Origin of the sequence: Stanieria cyanosphaera PCC 7437, from assembly GCF_000317575.1 — a bacterium.
Taxonomy (GTDB): Bacteria; Cyanobacteriota; Cyanobacteriia; order Cyanobacteriales; family Xenococcaceae; genus Stanieria; species Stanieria cyanosphaera.
Map to the genome: position 1 here is coordinate 573,826 of NC_019748.1, position 17,912 is coordinate 591,737.

The 17,912-nt window shown below is 35.8% G+C and carries 16 protein-coding genes; 8 read left to right on the plus strand and 8 right to left on the minus strand.

Annotation, left to right across the window (positions count from 1 at the left end; genetic code table 11):
* Positions 1-92 precede the first annotated feature (92 nt).
* The gene (locus STA7437_RS02420) at positions 93-824 is read right to left on the minus strand and encodes a polysaccharide deacetylase family protein (RefSeq protein WP_015191776.1); all 732 of its coding nucleotides are present in this window, start codon (positions 822-824) and stop codon (positions 93-95) included.
* A gap of 276 nt (positions 825-1,100) precedes the next feature.
* Here STA7437_RS02420 and STA7437_RS02425 point away from each other — a divergent pair, with 276 nt between their 5' ends.
* The gene (locus tag STA7437_RS02425) at positions 1,101-1,817 is read left to right on the plus strand and encodes a hypothetical protein (RefSeq protein ID WP_150109028.1); all 717 of its coding nucleotides are present in this window, start codon (positions 1,101-1,103) and stop codon (positions 1,815-1,817) included.
* Positions 1,818-1,978: 161 nt separating this feature from the next.
* Here the strand turns inward: STA7437_RS02425 and STA7437_RS02430 are convergent, their stop codons facing one another.
* Positions 1,979-4,732, minus strand: coding sequence for a UPF0182 family membrane protein (locus STA7437_RS02430; RefSeq protein WP_015191778.1), 2,754 nt, complete (start codon positions 4,730-4,732; stop codon positions 1,979-1,981).
* Positions 4,733-4,999: 267 nt separating this feature from the next.
* On the opposite strand from STA7437_RS02430, the gene STA7437_RS02435 reads away from it, so the two are divergent.
* The 3 genes from STA7437_RS02435 (at position 5,000) to STA7437_RS02445 (ending at position 6,806) form a co-directional block, all read left to right on the plus strand.
* A complete protein-coding gene (locus STA7437_RS02435) occupies positions 5,000-5,557 on the plus strand; it encodes a manganese efflux pump MntP (protein ID WP_015191779.1) in 558 nt (185 codons plus the stop codon).
* Positions 5,558-5,737: 180 nt separating this feature from the next.
* Positions 5,738-6,079 (plus strand): histidine triad nucleotide-binding protein, encoded by a 342-nt coding sequence (locus STA7437_RS02440; protein WP_015191780.1) that lies wholly within the window; start codon positions 5,738-5,740, stop codon positions 6,077-6,079.
* 169 nt (positions 6,080-6,248) lie between these two features.
* On the plus strand, positions 6,249-6,806 hold the full coding sequence (locus tag STA7437_RS02445; protein ID WP_015191781.1) for a retropepsin-like aspartic protease family protein: 558 nt from the start codon (positions 6,249-6,251) through the stop codon (positions 6,804-6,806).
* Positions 6,807-6,954: 148 nt separating this feature from the next.
* On the opposite strand, the gene STA7437_RS02450 is transcribed toward STA7437_RS02445, so the two are convergent.
* Together STA7437_RS02450 and STA7437_RS02455 are read right to left on the minus strand one after the other, a co-directional pair.
* A complete protein-coding gene (locus STA7437_RS02450) occupies positions 6,955-8,517 on the minus strand; it encodes an iron uptake porin (RefSeq protein WP_015191782.1) in 1,563 nt (520 codons plus the stop codon).
* Positions 8,518-8,743: 226 nt separating this feature from the next.
* The gene (locus STA7437_RS02455; protein ID WP_015191783.1) at positions 8,744-10,216 is read right to left on the minus strand and encodes a leucyl aminopeptidase; all 1,473 of its coding nucleotides are present in this window, start codon (positions 10,214-10,216) and stop codon (positions 8,744-8,746) included.
* Positions 10,217-10,493: 277 nt separating this feature from the next.
* On the opposite strand from STA7437_RS02455, the gene mreB reads away from it, so the two are divergent.
* From mreB to mreD, 3 genes are read left to right on the plus strand one after another with little or no spacing between them, the layout of a single operon-like run.
* Positions 10,494-11,540: a rod shape-determining protein gene (gene mreB / locus STA7437_RS02460; protein WP_015191784.1), complete on the plus strand. Its 1,047-nt coding sequence runs from the start codon at positions 10,494-10,496 to the stop codon at positions 11,538-11,540.
* Positions 11,541-11,596: 56 nt separating this feature from the next.
* Positions 11,597-12,352 (plus strand): rod shape-determining protein MreC, encoded by a 756-nt coding sequence (mreC, locus tag STA7437_RS02465; RefSeq protein ID WP_015191785.1) that lies wholly within the window; start codon positions 11,597-11,599, stop codon positions 12,350-12,352.
* Positions 12,353-12,898 carry a rod shape-determining protein MreD gene (mreD, locus tag STA7437_RS02470; RefSeq protein WP_015191786.1) on the plus strand — a complete coding sequence of 182 codons (546 nt, stop codon included), beginning with the start codon at positions 12,353-12,355 and terminating at the stop codon, positions 12,896-12,898.
* Between the two features lie 150 nt (positions 12,899-13,048).
* Here the strand turns inward: mreD and STA7437_RS02475 are convergent, their stop codons facing one another.
* The 3 genes from STA7437_RS02475 to STA7437_RS02485 are packed head-to-tail and all read right to left on the minus strand — an operon-like array spanning position 13,049 to position 15,431.
* Positions 13,049-13,450: a hypothetical protein gene (locus tag STA7437_RS02475; RefSeq protein WP_015191787.1), complete on the minus strand. Its 402-nt coding sequence runs from the start codon at positions 13,448-13,450 to the stop codon at positions 13,049-13,051.
* A 56-nt stretch (positions 13,451-13,506) separates the two neighbouring features.
* Positions 13,507-15,060 (minus strand): phytoene desaturase family protein, encoded by a 1,554-nt coding sequence (locus STA7437_RS02480; protein WP_015191788.1) that lies wholly within the window; start codon positions 15,058-15,060, stop codon positions 13,507-13,509.
* Positions 15,061-15,116: 56 nt separating this feature from the next.
* Positions 15,117-15,431 carry a hypothetical protein gene (locus tag STA7437_RS02485; protein WP_015191789.1) on the minus strand — a complete coding sequence of 105 codons (315 nt, stop codon included), beginning with the start codon at positions 15,429-15,431 and terminating at the stop codon, positions 15,117-15,119.
* Positions 15,432-15,859: 428 nt separating this feature from the next.
* Between STA7437_RS02485 and STA7437_RS02490 the strand changes: the two genes are divergently transcribed.
* Positions 15,860-16,927 carry a YheT family hydrolase gene (locus STA7437_RS02490; RefSeq protein ID WP_015191790.1) on the plus strand — a complete coding sequence of 356 codons (1,068 nt, stop codon included), beginning with the start codon at positions 15,860-15,862 and terminating at the stop codon, positions 16,925-16,927.
* Here the strand turns inward: STA7437_RS02490 and STA7437_RS02495 are convergent.
* Positions 16,924-17,820: a UTP--glucose-1-phosphate uridylyltransferase gene (locus tag STA7437_RS02495; RefSeq protein WP_015191791.1), complete on the minus strand. Its 897-nt coding sequence runs from the start codon at positions 17,818-17,820 to the stop codon at positions 16,924-16,926. The genes STA7437_RS02490 and STA7437_RS02495 overlap by 4 nt on opposite strands.
* Positions 17,821-17,912 lie beyond the last annotated feature (92 nt).

The following is a 17,912-nucleotide window of genomic DNA, read 5'->3' on the forward strand; positions in this document are numbered from 1 at the left end:
CAAGCTTGTTGATGGTTGATAGTTAATTGTTAATGGTTGATGATTAATCTCTCATAATTAGTAATTAGTAATTAGTAATTAGTAACTGCTAACTAATCACTATCCCACAGTTCACTCAAAGTAACTACACGATAATTTTTGCGTCTAAGTTCTTGAAGAATTATACTTAGTGCTGCTGCGGTATGTTTTGCTCTGGCAATAGAACCACCGTGTAGAACTAAAATAGCTCCTGGAAACACAAATTGATTAATATACCAAGCAATAAACTGAGGATTACCGTGTAAAATCTCATAAGTATCAATGGGAACCATCGAAGCTAACGCTAATTTTAAATTGTAATCAGTACTATCGCCAAGACGTTTGATTGCTTTGAGCATTTCTTGATTATAAAGACCACGACCAGGACGATACCAGCGAATTTGTTCTAATCCAGTCAAAAATAACAAGCGGTCATGAGCTTCCTTTAATTGTCTCTCGAATTCTTGTGGATGTAACCAAGCATGAGTATCATCAATCATGCCATGATTACCAATTTCATGACCATCTTGAAGAATTCGTTTGAGAATAGTGGAATGCTCACTCAGATGACCACCAATAATAAAAAAAGTAGCACGAGAACGCTCTTCGGGATTAGTAATGCCTTGGTTGTCACAAGCGATCGCATCTAAAATAAGTTGAGTAGAGTAATCGTCAGGATCTTCAGGCGTAGGTGCATCATCAATCGTCAGTGCCACAATTCGTTCTTGTGTCGGTTTATAAAAAAGAGCATCGGGAAATAGTTTTGATACTCCGAATGCCAATTCTTTTAGTAGTAGCTCAATCACTATTAGTATCTATCAACAAGTTTTAAATTGCTTTTATTTAATTGTAAAAAACTTTTGTTGTCGCTCATTTATAGTTAATCGCCAAATAATTTACAAAACGTGAGTTCTTTGTTACCTCTTGCCCGTTACCTTGGACAGACGAAAATTGTAATTTTACCAACCAATAACTATAGTCCAGTTTGATTGACACTTAACTTTTTTATAAGTTAATCTATGCTTCAATTAAATTTAACTTATGTTTAATCTATCTAATGTGATTTTCTCTAAATGAACTTTTTGAACAAAAATACACAATTCTTAGCATTATTGGTTTTGTTAGTTGCAACAGATTTGGTTTTTATAGTAGTTGGTTTTTTCTACGAGTGTTCTAGATTAGAATTAGCAACTTTTTGTCAAAATTTTCCTGTATATCATCACTATTCAATTGCTTCAGATAAAAGCTATGCAGAACTTTTCCAATATATCAAAGCTTATTGGATGATTCTTTTGTTTGGCTATTTAATAATTATTAGAAATAAACCAATATATTTAAGTTGGTGTTTCCTTTTTTGTTATATTCTCCTAGATGATTTAGCTCAGCTACATGAAGAAATTGGATTCAAGATTAGTAACCAATTAAATTTAGTTCCCGCGCTAGGTTTAAGGGCGCAAGATTACGGAGAATTGTTAGTTAGTAGTGTAGTAGGAATATTTTTTCTATGTGCAATTGGCATTAGTTATCGTTTAGCTCAACCTCAAGAAAAATCTGTATTTAAAAAGCTGATTGTAATGTTATTTGCTTTGGCAGTTTTTGGGATAGTCATTGATTTAGTTCATATTTTATTCGACGACTATAAATGGTGGGACGCCATTTTTACTATCTTAGAAGATGGTGGCGAACATATAGTTATGAGTGTAATAACTTGTTTTGTTTATTTGCTAGTGATCAAAACACCGCAGTTGAAAGGCGATGATTGCGATAAACGCATTCGACGGTCAATTTTTATCAATTAAAGCAGCAAATATAGCATTAAGTTTTTAGGTTAGAACATCATATTTTTTGGGTAGGGACGATTCATGAATCGTCCTTACAGTTATTTTTTTGTCCTACTATGAATTAGTACCGCTTTTAAAGAAACAATTAAAAAAGTAATTGAAATTGCATTCAAGTTATTTTACTCAACTTTTTGATTGAGTTGACGTAAAATTTGTTCTAATTCTTCCTGATAACGACCATATTCTAACCAATTACCTTGACGCAATGCCGATTGAGCTTGATTATAGACTCCCCAAGCAGACTGAATCAAACGAGGATCTATATTAGTCAAAGTAGATGGCGATTGTGGGTTTAAAATTGCTTCTCTCTCAAAGACAGCAGCTAAAGATTGTTCTAGTGTCGGCATCATAACTATTTCTTTGTCATAAGCTACGATCACTCGTTTTAATTCGGGTAATTGTCCTTGTTCGGCACGTAAATAAATAGGTTCAATATAAAGTAAAGCACCATCAATCGGAATTACTAAAATATCACCACGAATCACCCGTGAACCTTCTTGACTCCATAAAGTTAGTTGTTGAGAAATTTCTGGGTTTTGGTTAATACGTGCTTCAATTTGAAAAGGGCCATAAATCAGTTCTTGTTTAGGAAATTCATAAAGAACTAAGTTGCCATAATTATCTCCATCACAACGCGCTGCCATCCAGGCAATCATATTGTCTTTATTGACTGGTGTAAAAGGAAGAATCAGTACAAATTCTTCTTTAGGTTGTCCTGGCAAACGCATAATTAAATAATAAGGTTCAATTGCTTCTCGTTCGCTTTCAGACATTTTGTTAGCAAAACGCCACAAATCTTCGCGATTATAAAATACTTGAGGATCGCTCATGTGATAAGCAGTATAAATCTGTGCCTGGATGTTAAATAGATCGAGGGGATAACGAAAATGAGCTTTAATGTCGGCAGGAATCGTATTGTTTGCTTGGAAAAGATCGGGAAATATTTTGCTGTAGGTTTGTAGTACAGGATCGTTGGGATCGACTACAAAAAACTGCATCGTTCCGTTTTTCGCATCTACTAAAACTTTAACCGAGTTGCGAATATAGTTGATTTTCTGATCTGTAATTAATTCTGTGCTTTTGTTGCTAACTACTTCTGAATAAGGATAGCGATCGCTTGTGGTATAAGCATCAATAATCCACTGTAGTTTACCATCGATCAGGGCAATATAAGGATCATGATCATATTGTAAAAAGGGTGCTACATGACGAACTCGTTCTTCAATTTGTCGATAGTAGTGGATGCGAGTAGAGGCAGTTTGCGAACTGCCCGTACTTAAATAGTTAGAAATGAGAATTTTCCAACTGCCAAGATCATAGGCATAAGCTAATTTGCGCCAGAAGGAAGAAAGAGGGACACCACCTGTTCCTTGATAATAAACAAAAGCATTTTCATCACCTTTGGGATAATCAAATTCTGGTGTAGTTGTGCCTGTAAAAATATAGCGGTCTTTTTCTTCGCCATAATAAATAGCAGGTTCTTGTATTTGTAAATCTACTTGAGATACGGGAGGAATATTTCTAATCAATAAAATCGGTAAACCATCAGCAGCAACTTCGTTAACTGGACTCATTACTAACCCGTAACCGTGAGTATATTTTAAGCGTTGGTTAACCCAGGTTTTTGCTTGTTGAGGTACTTGTTCATAGGATAATTCTCTTGCTGCAAGCATGATCTGACGATAGTTGCCATCAAGGGTGTAGCGGTCAACATCAACATCATTAAATTGATAATAAAGACGAATTTCTTGAATTTGACGGTAGGTATCTAAAAGGGGTTGATAATCCCAAAGTCTAATATTATCAATTGTGGCTTGGTTTTCTTGTGAAAGGGTTAATTGAGCAGAAGCAGGATAATCAGTTGCATTGATTTTATCTAAATTGTAAGCTTGACGGGTATATTCCAGATTGTATTTTATATAAGGTAATTCTTTATTTAATTCATTGGGTTCAACGATAAATTTTTGTTGAAGCGCGGGATAAATTCCATTTACCAAAACCAAAACAGCTAAATAAATTGCTACTGCATACAGTGATAGTAAAAATCTGCGCGACCAAATCGTTACAATCAAAATAATACTGAGTAACAAAGACCCAATACTCATAATCCAGTAAGCAAACAATCTGGCATGAGTATCTGTATAACCAGCACCCCAAACCACACTACGAGAAGAATAAAGCAACTCATAACGCTCTAACCAAAAATAGACAGCAATAGTTAAAGCGATCGCAGCAAATAACAAACTAAGATGAGTTTTAATTCTATTATTTAATAACTTTTGCCATTGACGGTCGATAGTCATAGCTTTCCATCGCCAATCAAATCCAACCGTACCTTTAAACACATAAATTAAACTGGCTAAAATTAATCCTGCTAACAAAAGTATAATCAGCCAATTTTGAAAATCTTTGTAAAAAGGTAAACGAAACACATAAAAACCGATATTTCTGGCATAAATCGGTTCATTCAGCTTAAATTCAGTAGCATTTAAATACTTTAGGATAGTTTCCCAATGCGCTGCACTACTACTCGCTGCACTTAAAGAAATCAAAAAAATCAGGATTAAAGCCAAATAATTAGCAATTTTGTTGGTAAATAACTCTAAAGGATTACCCTCCAGAAACCGAAAAACGCGATCGCGGGTTAAATGAAGAGCAAGTCCATAATTAATTCCTAAAAAAGCAGCATAAATAACAAAAGTAGCCAACCAAACCACAATTTGCCAAGAAATTCGCGTCTGAAACACATTACTAAAGCCGACAGCAGCAAACCACCATGATTCTGTTAAAAGGTGAACTAAAGTTGAAGCAATAGTTAAACAAATTGCCATTACTAAAATTGTGGCGACAATAGCTTTCTGTCGAAGTTGCATATGTTAACGGCTACTGTAGTTAGTTATTTGGCTTACGATCTAAGCCTAGCTTAATTATGGTTATCTTGATTTCGTTTCCCACAATACTTAATTTCATTATTCTGTGAGTTTTGAGTTTATAGATTAAACAGCCTTAATCATTAATTTTTTCCTCCCAAAAATATGAGAAATAAATGAAAAGAAAATGACGAAAAAATGATAAGAAATGTTAAGCAAATCGGGTACACTTAAGTTGATCGCAAAATTCTTGATAAATAAAATTAATCTATGGAATTAGCTAATATTTCTTTAATTGGTATCGGTTTAGCTGCTGATGCTTGTGCTGTTTCCTTAAGTAGTGGTTTAGTTATTAGACATATTAAAATTAATAAAGCCTTAAAAATTGCCCTGGCTTTTGGTATTTTTCAAGGCATAATGCCCTTAATTGGTTGGATTACTGGCTTAACCTTTCGGGAATTTATTATTCAAATAGATCATTGGATTGCCTTTGTTTTATTAGTCGCGATCGGTGGCAAAATGATTTATGAAACCTTTCAAGAAGAAAAAGAAAATAAATTTAATCCTTTAGATAATTATACTTTATTAGGACTTGCGATCGCGACTAGTATTGATGCCTTAGCAGTTGGTTTGAGTTTATCGGTCTTAAAAACTTCTATTTTATCCTCAGCAGGAGTTATTGCTATTATTACTTTTTCTTTATCTTTTATAAGTGTTTATTTGGGTCATAAATGGGGCAATTTATGCAAGTTTAAATTAGAATTTGTCGGAGGAGTTATTTTAATTTTTATTGGTCTTAAAATTTTAATGAGTCATTTAGTAGCGTAGTTATCAGTAGAGGCAAGCTTACAAAAAGTAAGTTCTTTACAATTAAGAAGAAAATGCTGGTTTACAGCGATTCATTCCTAAGATTAAATTTTCTTAATTATTTTTTGCATTATATTCAATACAATCAACCTACTGTTTTAAAATTGCATCTGTGACTAGCAAAATTAGCTGATAAAAACTATGAGCGATACCATTTTTGGTAAAATTATCCGTCGGGAAATACCAGCAACTATTGTTTACGAAGATGATTTGGCTTTAGCTTTTAAAGATGTTCAGCCTCAAGCACCTACTCATATTCTTGTAATTCCTAAAAAACCAATTCCTCGTTTATCAGATTCAACTGAAGCCGATCAAAGTTTACTGGGTCATTTGTTATTAACTGTGAAAAAAGTTGCTGAACAAGCAGGATTAAAAAATGGCTATCGGATAGTAATTAATAATGGTGATGATGGCGGTCAATCGGTCGATCATTTACACTTTCATATTTTAGGCGATCGCCAGATGCAATGGCCACCAGGATAAATGGTTTTACTACTGAAAATAAACCTCGGTAAAAACCTAGAAAAAAAAATTAATAGTTTATTGAATCTTTTTATTTAATAGCACTCCTGAGTTTAATTACCTGGTTGTCTTTGGGCATTATTTGTTTAGAGATTAACAAAATCAATAATTAACTTAGGAGTATTTTTAAATGAAAAAACTTTTAAATTTATTATTAATATCTGTGATGTTTAATCCTATTGGTTTAATTGCTACAGCACAATCTGACTCAGAATGTCTTCTGTTAGATGCTAATGGGAAACCGATGGATCTTGGTTATCTTTGTGGCGGTCAAGTTACCCCTAAAACTAACCATTCCAATCTTTCAAATTCTTCTTCCAATTCAGGTGTTTTTACTGTCAAAATTAAAAGAAGAGAATTCGGCATTCCTGTAATTGATGTTCAATTTAATAATCAACACACTTTTGAAATGTTAGTAGATACAGGAGCAAGTTTAACCATACTTACTGAAAAAATGGCACAAACACTTCAAATTCAGCCACAAGGTACTATGTTACTCTATACCGCCAACAATTCTATTACCGTTCCTACCAGTACAGTTTCCTCTATTGCTGCTGCGGGAATTAGAAGTAAAAATATAGGAGTTGCGATCGCACCTTCTTTAGATATTGGTTTGTTAGGACAAAACTTCTTTGGTCACTACGATATCACAATTAAACAAGATGCGATCGAATTTAAAACGAGATAAAAAAACCCACGTTTAAGCGTGGGCTGTCAACACGAGGTGTGAAGTAAACTTAAACAATTTATGTTTATTTCTTCTTTTCAAGACAACTATGGCAAGGAATCATCACCAAGAAATCTTACGCCTCTAAAATAAAAACTTTCTTTGAGAATTAGAAAGTAAAGGTGGTTCTTAAGACACCAATAATGGCATCATCAGCATCTTTGTCTCCTCCAGGAGCATTCAACCAAATTACCCCAGGAGTAACAGAAATATTATCGTTTAATTGGTACTTGTAGAAACCTTCGACGTGGAGAGGTATATCATCTGTTTCTCCGTTATAAGGTTCTGCACCAACAATAACACCACCTAAACTACCTTCTTTAATCAAGTCTGGGAAAGCTAAACCAGCACCATAAGACCAAATTTCAGCTTCATCTCCATCACCTGTTTGACTGGCATCGGTGTACATACCAAAAGCGTTGAAGGCAATTTTGTCGGAAAGTTGAAACGAGCCTTCCAAACCAAAAGAGTTAGTATTTAATGCTCCAGCTAAAGGATTTTTGGCATTAGGTGTACCCACACCAAGATCGAAGATAGTGTTATCCTCGGGGGTAAAGTAACCACGAACGTATGTTGCAGCCAACTGGAGTTTCTCAAAAGGACTAAAAGTTACTTGTCCTAAAGCAGAATATTCACCATTGAACAAACCATTACCTTCGCTAGGATCGGGAGCATTACCACCAAAATAACCAGCACTAACAGTTAATTGCTCGAAGGGAGTAAAGTTAAATCCGATACCACCACCAGCACCAAGACCAATTTTATAAATCGGACTAGATTCACCAAAGCTAGATAGAGAACCTGTAGCACCAGTAAAAGAATCTAAATAAGGACTAACAGTGGGAACAAAATCTTGCCACAAAGGATAAGCTGCGGGTAAATAAACTTGAATTTTGTCGCCGATGGGGAAATAGTAAGCTAACCAACCAATTTCAACATTATTATCATTGTCAAAATTGTAAGTCAGAGTACCTTGGTCTAAAGGTTCTGTTTCTCCATTAAAGGTACTAGAATTACCTGCATCTAAACGAGTGTATAAAGAATCTTTACCAGTAAAACTAGAAACAAAGGCTAACCGAACTCGGTTTTGGAAAACAGCTTGGTTATCGTAGTTAAACTCTTGAGCAAGACTAAAAACTGCCTCCCCTTGTAGTTTAGTAGTTGTAGAGAATTGATGGTCTTCTAAGAAAGCAGTACGACTTTCTAAATCATCAACTCTGCCTCCTAGGGTAGCGAGTTCTGCTTCAAACTCTTGAGTCAGTCGATTAATAGTGTCTAAGTCTTCACGTAAAACTGATTCAGAAGAAGCAATCAAACGTTCGATTTGATTAAGACAAGAATTTAAGCCCGCAGCAAATTCATAACGCGATAAAGCTTGGCTTCCACGATAGGTCTGATTAGGATAACCGACAATACAACCATAACGATCTACCAACGAACGAAGTGCTTCATAAGCCCAATCCGTAGGTGAAACGTCTCTGAGTTGATTAACATTTGTAACTTGATTAATCTGATTTTTTTTGCCTTCTTGGCTGTAGTTTTCTACTTGATTGAGTAACTGACTATTATCAGTCTGAGCTATTAAAGTTTCAGCGTTGCTAGGAATTGCTGCAATAGCTAAACCAACTAGTGCTGGACTAACCAATAAAAAACCACGTAGTAATCTATACATAATTTCCTCACACCTTAGTATTACTACTTACATTAATTGCAAATTTACTATGTAAAAGTGTAAATTGCTCCAGCTAAATTAGCAAATTTTTTTGAGCTTTTTTTGTATTTTAAGATACAAAAGCCTGTCAATATTGAACTTGATGTGGTATGATTAGCTCCGCCCGAAGCCGAGACGAAGCGGATTGTTAAATACAGGTGAATTTGAGAAAATTGTCAGGAAATGATTAAGAATTCAGAATCCAGTTCACCAAAGTCCGTACAGGAAAACCTGTCGCCCCCACATTATTTACACCATTGGGTTTATCTGTCCAAACTGGACCAGCAATATCTAAATGTACCCAAGGAGTATCTTTGATAAACTGTTTCAAAAATAAAGCAGCCGTAATTGATCCTCCTGCCCGAGGTCCGGTATTTTTCATATCGGCAATAGCAGATTTCATGCCATCAAAATAAGGCTCTTCTAGTGGCATTTGCCAAAACTTTTCTCCTGCTAATTCTGCTGCGGTTTTGATTTGATTAGCTAAGTCGTCATCCGTACTCCATAAACCAGCAATCTGATCTCCTAGGGCAATGATACAAGCTCCTGTTAAAGTTGCTAAATCTACGATCGCGTCTAAGCCTAATTTTTCCGCATAGATTAGCGCATCAGCCAATGTTAATCTTCCTTCAGCATCAGTATTGTTAACCTCAATGGTTTTGCCATTAGCAGCTTTGAGGATATCACCAGGATGCATTGCACGACCACTAATCATGTTTTCTGTAGCTGCACAAATAAAATGAACTTCTACATTGGGTTTGAGTTGAGCGATCGCTTTAGCTGCACCAAGCGTAGCTGCACCACCACCCATATCCATTTTCATGGTTTCAATGCCACTGCCCGAAACTTTGAGATTGAGTCCGCCAGAATCAAAAGTCAAACTCTTGCCCACAATAGCTACTTTACGCTTTGGTGTTTCTGTTGGTTTGTAGGTAAGATGAATAAACTTAGGTGGGATGTCAGAAGCTTTGGCAACACCTAAAAACGCTCCCATTCCTTGTTCAAACTGCTCACAATCTTCCTGTTCAAGAATTTCCAGACTCAAACCATACTCAGACGCGATCGCTTCTGCGGTAGCTGCCATTGTCAGAGGAGTAACCTCGTTAGCAGGAGCATTAACTAACTCTCGTGCCAAAATCACCCCAGAAGCCACAATTTCAGCCCGTTTAATTGCTGCATCCTGACCATTTAAACCGAGTAAATCAATAGTTTCTAATTTGATTTCTTTTTCTTCTGGTTCAGACTTAAAACGATTATCTTGATGAAGAGCTAGTAAAATTCCTTCAGTCATTGTTTGAGCAACTGCATCTGGCGAGCCTTGAATAGGAAAACTTATAGCAAGACTGTGGTCTTTTTTCGCTAATCGAACGACTGTAGCAGCAGTATTCTGATAATTTTCTAGTTTAAATTTATCTGACTTACCCAAACCTACCAAGATCAGTTTGCGGAGGGAACTATTGCCCATTAAACGAGTTACTGCTGTAGTCCCGCTTTTACCTTCAAATTCTTCTACGGCAATTAATTCTTGAATTGTACCTGCTAATTGTTCATTCAGTTGTGCTAGCTCGCCAGTTAATTCTGTTTGTCCTTCAAAAATACCGATAGCGAGTGTATCACCTGTCCAATCTAATAATGACCGATCTGTAGCTAGAATTTGCATTCTTAATTTTTGCTCTCTTGAAATAGGATATGTTTTATTGTGACATTAACTATTTTGCCGAACATTGCACGCACTAAGAGCGATTGATGAGATAAAATTTTGTCGTAGCGTCGAGGAAAATACGATTAACTTTGCCATTAGTTTAAGCAAAGTACAGTAATTTCAACTATTGAAAGATAATTGAGTTTCGACATAATTGCTATATTGGGTGTAAATTGGATTCGACTCATATCAGATCAAGCAATAATACAAAAATTACCGGGAGTGATAAATCAACGTGGGGTTTTTTAAACGTTTAACCCTGTCAAGGGATATAGGAATTGATCTAGGTACTGCCAACACGCTTATATACATATCAGGCAAAGGAATTGTTTTGGAAGAGCCTTCAGTGGTGGCAATTGATAGCAAAACAGAAGAACCAAGAGCGGTAGGCAGAGAAGCTAAATGTTTATTGGGGAAAGCTCCAGAAAACATCCAAGCAATTCGTCCTCTGAAAAATGGTGTGATTGCCGATTTTGATGCTACGGAAATAATGCTCAAGGAATTTATTCGTCAAGTCTACGAAGGTAATCCTTTGGTTCATCCTCGAATGGTAATTGGTATTCCTAGTGGGGTGACTAAAGTAGAGCGCAGAGCAGTGATGGAAGCTGCTGCCCAAGCAGGAGCAAGAGAGGTAGATTTAATAGAAGAACCCCTTGCAGCAGCCATTGGTGCAGGATTACCCGTTACCGAACCGATTGGCAATCTGATTGTTGATATTGGTGGTGGAACGACAGAAGTAGCGGTAATTAGTTCTCAAGGTAAGGTTGTCAGTGAATCGATTCGGATTGCTGGTGATGAATTAACTTGGTCAATTGCTAACTATTTGAAACATACTTATAAACTTGCCATTGGAGAAAATACGGCTGAAAACCTTAAAATTAAATTAGCTTCGGTTCATCCCATCGGTAAAGTAGAACAAGACCAATCAACTGTCGAAGTAAGAGGTCTTCATCTTGTTTCTGGATTACCTAGAACGGTTACCCTTAAAGTAGTAGAGATTCGGGAAGCTATCTTAGATCCAGTTAAAAAAATTGTCGAAGCAGTTAAAATTACTCTCGAACAAACTCCTCCCGATTTGGCAGCAGATATTATTGATCGAGGAATTATGTTGGCAGGAGGTGGGGCTAATTTGAAGGGATTAGATGCTTTGATTAGTCATGAAACTGGAATTGTAACTCATATAGCTCCTGAACCATTAAAATGTGTGGCGTTGGGTACTGGTCGAGTTCTAGAAGATAAAACTCTTGACAAGGTTTTGAGCGATCGCTCTCAATTAATTTGAGTTGTCCTAGCTCTTAATTAACTCTTGATAAACATTAACCAATTAAGCCTAAACTAATGCATCGTTGGTGGGATCGATACGGTTTTCAAGCAACTGTTACGGTTGCAGTTATTAGCATTGCTTGGTTACTTAGACAAAGCCAAACCGCAGTCTTAACTGAAGCTTATTATTTTTTGGTAAGTCCTTTTCAGTCAAAACAGCAGTTGATTTTGGAAGATAGATTAAGTAATGCTCGTATTTTGGAATTAGAACAGCAAGTTATTGAACTAGAACAGGAAAATCGACAATTTAAACAGTTAATTAATTCTGATACTACCAAAAAATCCTCTCAAATAATCGCCCCAATTATTGGACGAAGTATCCAAGGTTGGTGGAATCAAGTTACTTTGGGTAAAGGTAGTAAGGATGGTATTCAACCAGGATTTATCGTTTCAGGAATTGGTGGAGTAGTAGGTAGAGTTATTCAAGTTACTCCTCATACTAGTAGAGTTGCTTTGATTAGCGATCCTGATAGTCGGATCGGGGCAATAGTAAGTCGTAATCGTCAGTTGGGATTTATTCAGGGTAAAGATTCTCAAACCTTGGTGATGCGTTTTTTTACTAAAGTTACCGATCTTAAACCTGGAGATGCGATCGCAACTTCTAATTTAAGTAATCTCTATCCACCCGGTTTACCAATTGGCAAAGTCAAATCGGTTAACTTTGATACTAGTTCAGTTCCCGAAGCAGAAGTTGAATTAACTGCCCCCATTGATGTTTTGGAATGGGTTGTAGTTGATCCTTTTAAACCAAAAATAAACCTGAGTCCGTAAATGTTCAATCTCACTAAAACTCCTAACGGTTTCTTACAATTATTAAATGGATTGATTATTTGCACTTCTGTTTGGCTCTGCTCAATCTTAGTTTTACTTCATTTACCAGGGATGAAGTTACTAGGAATGAGTCCCAATTGGTTTTTAATTTGGCTGGTTGCCTGGAGTGTCAAGCGGAAAGTTTGGCAAGCTGCGATCGCAGGATTAGCCTTGGGTTTAATTTATGATGGCATGACTACTTCTGAGCCTTCTCACATCTTAAGTTTTATTTTAGTAAGTGTTTTAACTACTAAACTCAATAAACAGCGATATATCGGCGAAGATTTTATTTCTGTAGCTTTAATTGTCTTTTTTATGGCAATTATGACGGAAACTCTCTTAGCAATTCAATCGATTTGGCAATCGACTCTTTCTTTGGGTGTAATTTGGCAAAATTATTGGCGTATTGCGATTGTTTCAGCAGTTTTGAGCAGTCTGTGGGCTCCTGCTCTTTATTTTCCTCTAGAAAGATGGTGGGAATATGTTCGTCAGCAAGAAAGACTCTAAATTAATTATTTGTTTAGATCAAAATCAAGGAAAGAAACAGTATTAGAGATTAATATTTTTCCTGCCAATTGTTTTTTTGCTCAGGAAGATGTTTTAAATAGCGATCGCTTGATTGAAGGGTAAGATCAAGTCTGTTTAATTAATTGATTTTTACTCCATATTATTATTATTATCGTTGCCAAAAACTCGATCTATGATGCGACGATTTTCGACTTGTAATCCTCTCACTTCGCTTTGCATTTCCCTAATGTCTGTTTGCATGGTTTCAATATTGGTTTGCATAGTCTGAATTACTCTGATTGAATCGATAAACATTTCAGTTGCTCTTCCCATTTGTTCTGTAAGTCGATCTACTCTATTAGTTAAACCAGCGATCGCTTCAAGATTAGTTTCAACTTTTTGACCGATTCGCTCAATCATTTCATTATTAGTTGCGACTTTTTCGCTTAAACTATTAATCTTGGCTGTATTACTATGACTGAGTTTAATTGCTGATTGAAGAATTTTTTCAATTTGGGTTAGTCTTTGTTGAGGGGTTAGCTCTTGGGTCATTTTATCGAAGAATTTTTAAATTTAATCCTAATTATAAAGCGATCGCTCTTCGTTTATTACAAGCCGATTTGAGACAACATTTCTAAATGTTGATGTAAAGGTGCAATGGTATTAGCTGCGATCGCGCCACTGGCTGCTACGGGTGGTAAACCAATCCCTGGAAAGGTTGAATCTCCACAACACAAAAATCCTGCTAAAGGAGTAGTTGAACCTGGAAATAAACCTTGATTGGCTGCAATAGCAGGGCCATAAGTGCCACGATGACGACGTAAAAAACGTTCGTGGGTTAAGGGTGTACCTACCAAAGTTACTTCACAACGAGAGCGAATATCGGGGATAATTCTAGCCAATGCTTGCCACATTATTTCTGCTCGTTTTTGTTTTAATTGGGCATAAGCTTCACTACGACGATCTAATCCTTGCCAAAGAGAATATGGTTCATTGCCAGGGGTATAGACGTGAATCACGTGTTTACCTGGAGGTGCTAGAGAAGGATCTAAAACTGAGGGGATAGAAACTACGACAACATTTTGTGGTGCGTTAATACCTTTGTTCCAGTCGTTAACCACAATATAATGACATTGCAAGTCTTCAGCTAATCCTGTTGCGTCGATACCTAAATGTAGATGAAGAAAACTATCACATTCAGGAGTTGCTTGTCTTTCTTGAATAAAACTGTCTGGTAATGCCGATGATGGTAATAACTTTAAACTGTCCCAAACCGAAGCATTGGAAACAACGGCTTTAGTCGCTCTAATTTCTTGTCCTCCTCGTAAGCGGACTCCTACCGCACGATTGTTTTTAACTACAATCTCTTTAACGTGGGCATTGAGTAACAACTTGCCACCATGTTTAGTAAATGCGTTTACTAATGCCTCTACCATCGCACCGCTACCACCTACAGGATAATCTAGTACCACCCCAGGTTTGTACCATTCAGCAAACATAAAAGCCATTTCTGCCCCACTTGTACCAGTGGCAGGTAACCCTGAGAGGAGAAAACATAATAAATCTAGCCAATTACGGATAAAGGAATCGCTGACAACTTCATCCATAATCTTGCTAAAAGGTTGTGTTAGTTGTAGAAGATTAGGAGTATGCCGAATTAAAGAAGGTAAGTATCGCCCTACTGTAATGGTTGCAGCCCAATCATTTCTAATTGCTAAAGTAGGAAGAGCATTAACCGCTTCTGCCAAAGGTTGCATGACGCGCTGTAATTCTCGCCATTGTTGTACAGCCTGATTTCCTCGCAGCTTGGCTAAAACCTCACAAAAGTGATCCGCCCCGACAGTTGTGTTGAAATTGCCTTCTGGTAACTGACAACCCCAAGTATCATAATTAATCCATTTCAAATCTGCTTCAACAGCATCGAAAACTTGACGTAAAGGATTGTTAGAAGGGCTGTAAGACATTCCCGAATAAAGAGAGGGGCCCGAATCAAACTTGAAACCATTTCGTTCAAAAGCATGGGCTGCACCTCCAGCGATCGCATGACTTTCACAAACTACTACTTGAAAACCATAACGTGCTAGTAATGCAGCACAAGATAAACCACCAATTCCGCTACCAATTATTACTACATCTGTTGTTTCTAGATCAGAGGCTGTCATAATTTTGATTCGTTTGCTAACTTTTAAAAAATGTAACAAACTTCTCTGTTTATCTTTTAAGTCAACTCGATAATTTGATGTGTGGCTTTGGTAAAAACGTCTTCAATAATAGATTCCCACGATTCGTATTCTTGAGCATAATCAGGATTACGAACAACTAGAAATTCTTGATCTGGGGCAACACTGAGATGAAGAGTAACTCGATAAGAAGTTCCACTTTTTTGATATTCATGGGCATTTTCAATGGCTATATAACAATTTTGAATGGCATGGCAGACAGATTCTAATTGATTTAGCTGTTCTTTGATTAAGGAATTAACTTTTTGATTTTGTTCTAGATTGAGGTAATTGATGGTTGGTGTAATGTTCATTGATTCAGTGATAATTTTTTTTATAATAATTTATAGTTTGAAATAATTTTTAATTTAGTTCTTCTATCAAAAGCAAGATGCAAAGTTAATTTATTTTTTTGAATAACATTATCTAACTATAGCGTTTCTTATTTTCGTGAGGTACATTAGCACCCTGGTTTTTGTTAATGGTTAATTAAAAATTGGTAACTAGTCACGGATAATGGTGTACCTTATAACTTCGAGAATTGCTATATTGTTTTACTCCCCTAGATAGATGTATTTTTTGATTTACTTAAATCTAGTTATTATTTTTTATTCGCAAAAAACGAAAACAAATGAAGGCAATAGTTTAAAGCTTGGGAAAAATTAATCATAATCAAGTCTAACTTTGGACGCGATCGCTTTGATTTTTATCAATTATTTGTTGTAGATTATTTAAAATTAAAATGTTTAATTCTCAACGTCAAAATCAAAAACAATTTAGCACAACAAAGCTGTCTAATTATCTTCCTCCTCGCTCGCTTCAAAATGGTTTATTAATGACGTTATATGTTGCTTTTAGAGCTAATAAAATTTGGCAAAAAAATATTATAGAAACAGAACCTTTTTATCAAGAAAAGATTTTTTTAGGCGCGCAAGAAGTTCCTATTTATGGATTAGTTGCTATTCCAAAGCAGGCTAAAGGTACAATTATTGGGACTTATGGAATTACTGGCGATTTAGATAATCAATGGTTTTTGAGAATTTTAGGTAGAAAAGCCTACGCTAGAGGTTATGCAGTCGTACTATTTGACTGGCGCGGACATGGAAAAACGGCTTCATTATCTCCCACTCTTACTTCCGATGGTTTGTATGAAGGAGAAGATTTTGTCAAAATTGCGGGCGCAGCAAAAGAAATGGGATGTCCTGCACCTTTTTGGTTTACAGGATATTCTTTAGGAGGACAATTGGCATTATGGGGAATTAAATCAGCTTTAAATCATCCAGATCTTGCTGGTGGTGCAGTTATTTGTCCTAGTTTAGATTCTAATCGCTCTTTAACTTATTTAGAACAACATCCTGTGGGTAAATATGTGGAACAAAAAATTGCCCAAAGTTTAAAACAACTTGCTTTAAAACTTCATTCTTATCATCCTAACGATTTTGATTTGGCAGCAATTAATCGAGCAAATAGTATTAGATGTTTTGACCACGAACTAGTTATTAATAGATTAGGTTTTAGTTCAACTGAAGAATATTATGAAGCTTGTAATGCTCTTTATTTATTACCTCAATTAACTAAGCCTACTTTAATTCTTTATGCAGAAGACGATCCTTTATTTAATCCTGCTATTATTCCCGATTTAAAACAAGCTTGTGACCATAATCGAGCGATAGACTTAATCTTAACTAAATATGGTGGTCATGTTGGTTATATTAGCAATCAAACTTGTCAACAAAACTACGGCGATCGCGATTGTTGGTGGGCATGGAATCGAGTTTTAGATTGGTGCGATCAAACTGATTTTAATTAGTTTTTAGAATTCTGATAAAAATCAATCATAGTCTGACGATAAAACAAAGGCATTCCTGTATCAAAATATTGTCCTTGAACTAAATAACCGAGTGTAGCTTGCTCTTGACGTAATTTATCTAAGCAAGTAGTTAACTGAAATTCTCCTTTAAATCGATAGTTATGATTAATATCCTCTTCTAGTAAATCAAAAATTTTTGACTCAAGAATATACATTCCAAATACGCCTAAAAATTCATCCTTTTTCATTCCGTTAACTTTTAAATTTTGACGAGCATATTCTAAACTTGGTTTTTCATATATTTCAGTTATTTTTAAAAGCGAATTTGGCTGTTGCCAAACACCAGTAACACAACCTGCCTTGTGGATGATTTCGGCTGACATGATCGTCAAACCAATAATATTTTGTTCAAATTGTTGATAAACATCAAGCATTTGTTTAGCACAAGAACGCTCTGTATTAGTTGTATAAACATGATCGCCTAGTAACAATAAAAAAGATTCTTGATCAACCCAATCTTTAGCACAATAAACTGCATGACCATATCCTTCTTGTTCTGTTTGAATCAGAATAGTAATTTGTTTACCTAAATCTTGTAAATATTGACTGTATTTCTGATTTTCAGGAGACAATTTTTTAAATAATTCTGGTTTAGGTGGAGCTTTAAACAAGTCAGTAAATAATTCTCGATCTTCTGGTTGAACGACAATTCCAACTTCTTCTATCCCTGCATTAATTGCTTCTTCTACAATTGCCATAATAATTGGTTTGGCTCGTCCATCACGATCAATAATCGGAAACAATTCTTTTTTGACAATTTTTGTAGCTGGAAATAATCGAGTACCAAAACCAGCAGCAGGAATTAAGGCTTTACGGACTTTCTTTTGAGACATATTTATATCATAAAAAACTAAATCAATTAACAATCGACTCTCATACTGGAGTGTAGCTCAGTTTTCAACTTAAGTTCTTTTTTTTCGAGAGA

Excerpts from the sequence above, each read along its gene's own strand:
- STA7437_RS02495 (WP_015191791.1), bottom strand. The coding sequence starts at position 17,820 with ATGTCTCAAAAGAAAGTCCGTAAAGCCTTAATTCCTGCTGCTGGTTTT.
- mreC (WP_015191785.1), top strand. The coding sequence starts at position 11,597 with ATGCATCGTTGGTGGGATCGATACGGTTTTCAAGCAACTGTTACGGTT.
- STA7437_RS02475 (WP_015191787.1), bottom strand. The coding sequence starts at position 13,450 with ATGACCCAAGAGCTAACCCCTCAACAAAGACTAACCCAAATTGAAAAA.
- STA7437_RS02445 (WP_015191781.1), top strand. The coding sequence starts at position 6,249 with ATGAAAAAACTTTTAAATTTATTATTAATATCTGTGATGTTTAATCCT.
- STA7437_RS02480 (WP_015191788.1), bottom strand. The coding sequence starts at position 15,060 with ATGACAGCCTCTGATCTAGAAACAACAGATGTAGTAATAATTGGTAGC.
- STA7437_RS02490 (WP_015191790.1), top strand. The coding sequence starts at position 15,860 with ATGTTTAATTCTCAACGTCAAAATCAAAAACAATTTAGCACAACAAAG.
- STA7437_RS02485 (WP_015191789.1), bottom strand. The coding sequence starts at position 15,431 with ATGAACATTACACCAACCATCAATTACCTCAATCTAGAACAAAATCAA.
- STA7437_RS02440 (WP_015191780.1), top strand. The coding sequence starts at position 5,738 with ATGAGCGATACCATTTTTGGTAAAATTATCCGTCGGGAAATACCAGCA.
- STA7437_RS02455 (WP_015191783.1), bottom strand. The coding sequence starts at position 10,216 with ATGCAAATTCTAGCTACAGATCGGTCATTATTAGATTGGACAGGTGAT.
- STA7437_RS02430 (WP_015191778.1), bottom strand. The coding sequence starts at position 4,732 with ATGCAACTTCGACAGAAAGCTATTGTCGCCACAATTTTAGTAATGGCA.
- STA7437_RS02450 (WP_015191782.1), bottom strand. The coding sequence starts at position 8,517 with ATGTATAGATTACTACGTGGTTTTTTATTGGTTAGTCCAGCACTAGTT.
- STA7437_RS02435 (WP_015191779.1), top strand. The coding sequence starts at position 5,000 with ATGGAATTAGCTAATATTTCTTTAATTGGTATCGGTTTAGCTGCTGAT.
- mreD (WP_015191786.1), top strand. The coding sequence starts at position 12,353 with ATGTTCAATCTCACTAAAACTCCTAACGGTTTCTTACAATTATTAAAT.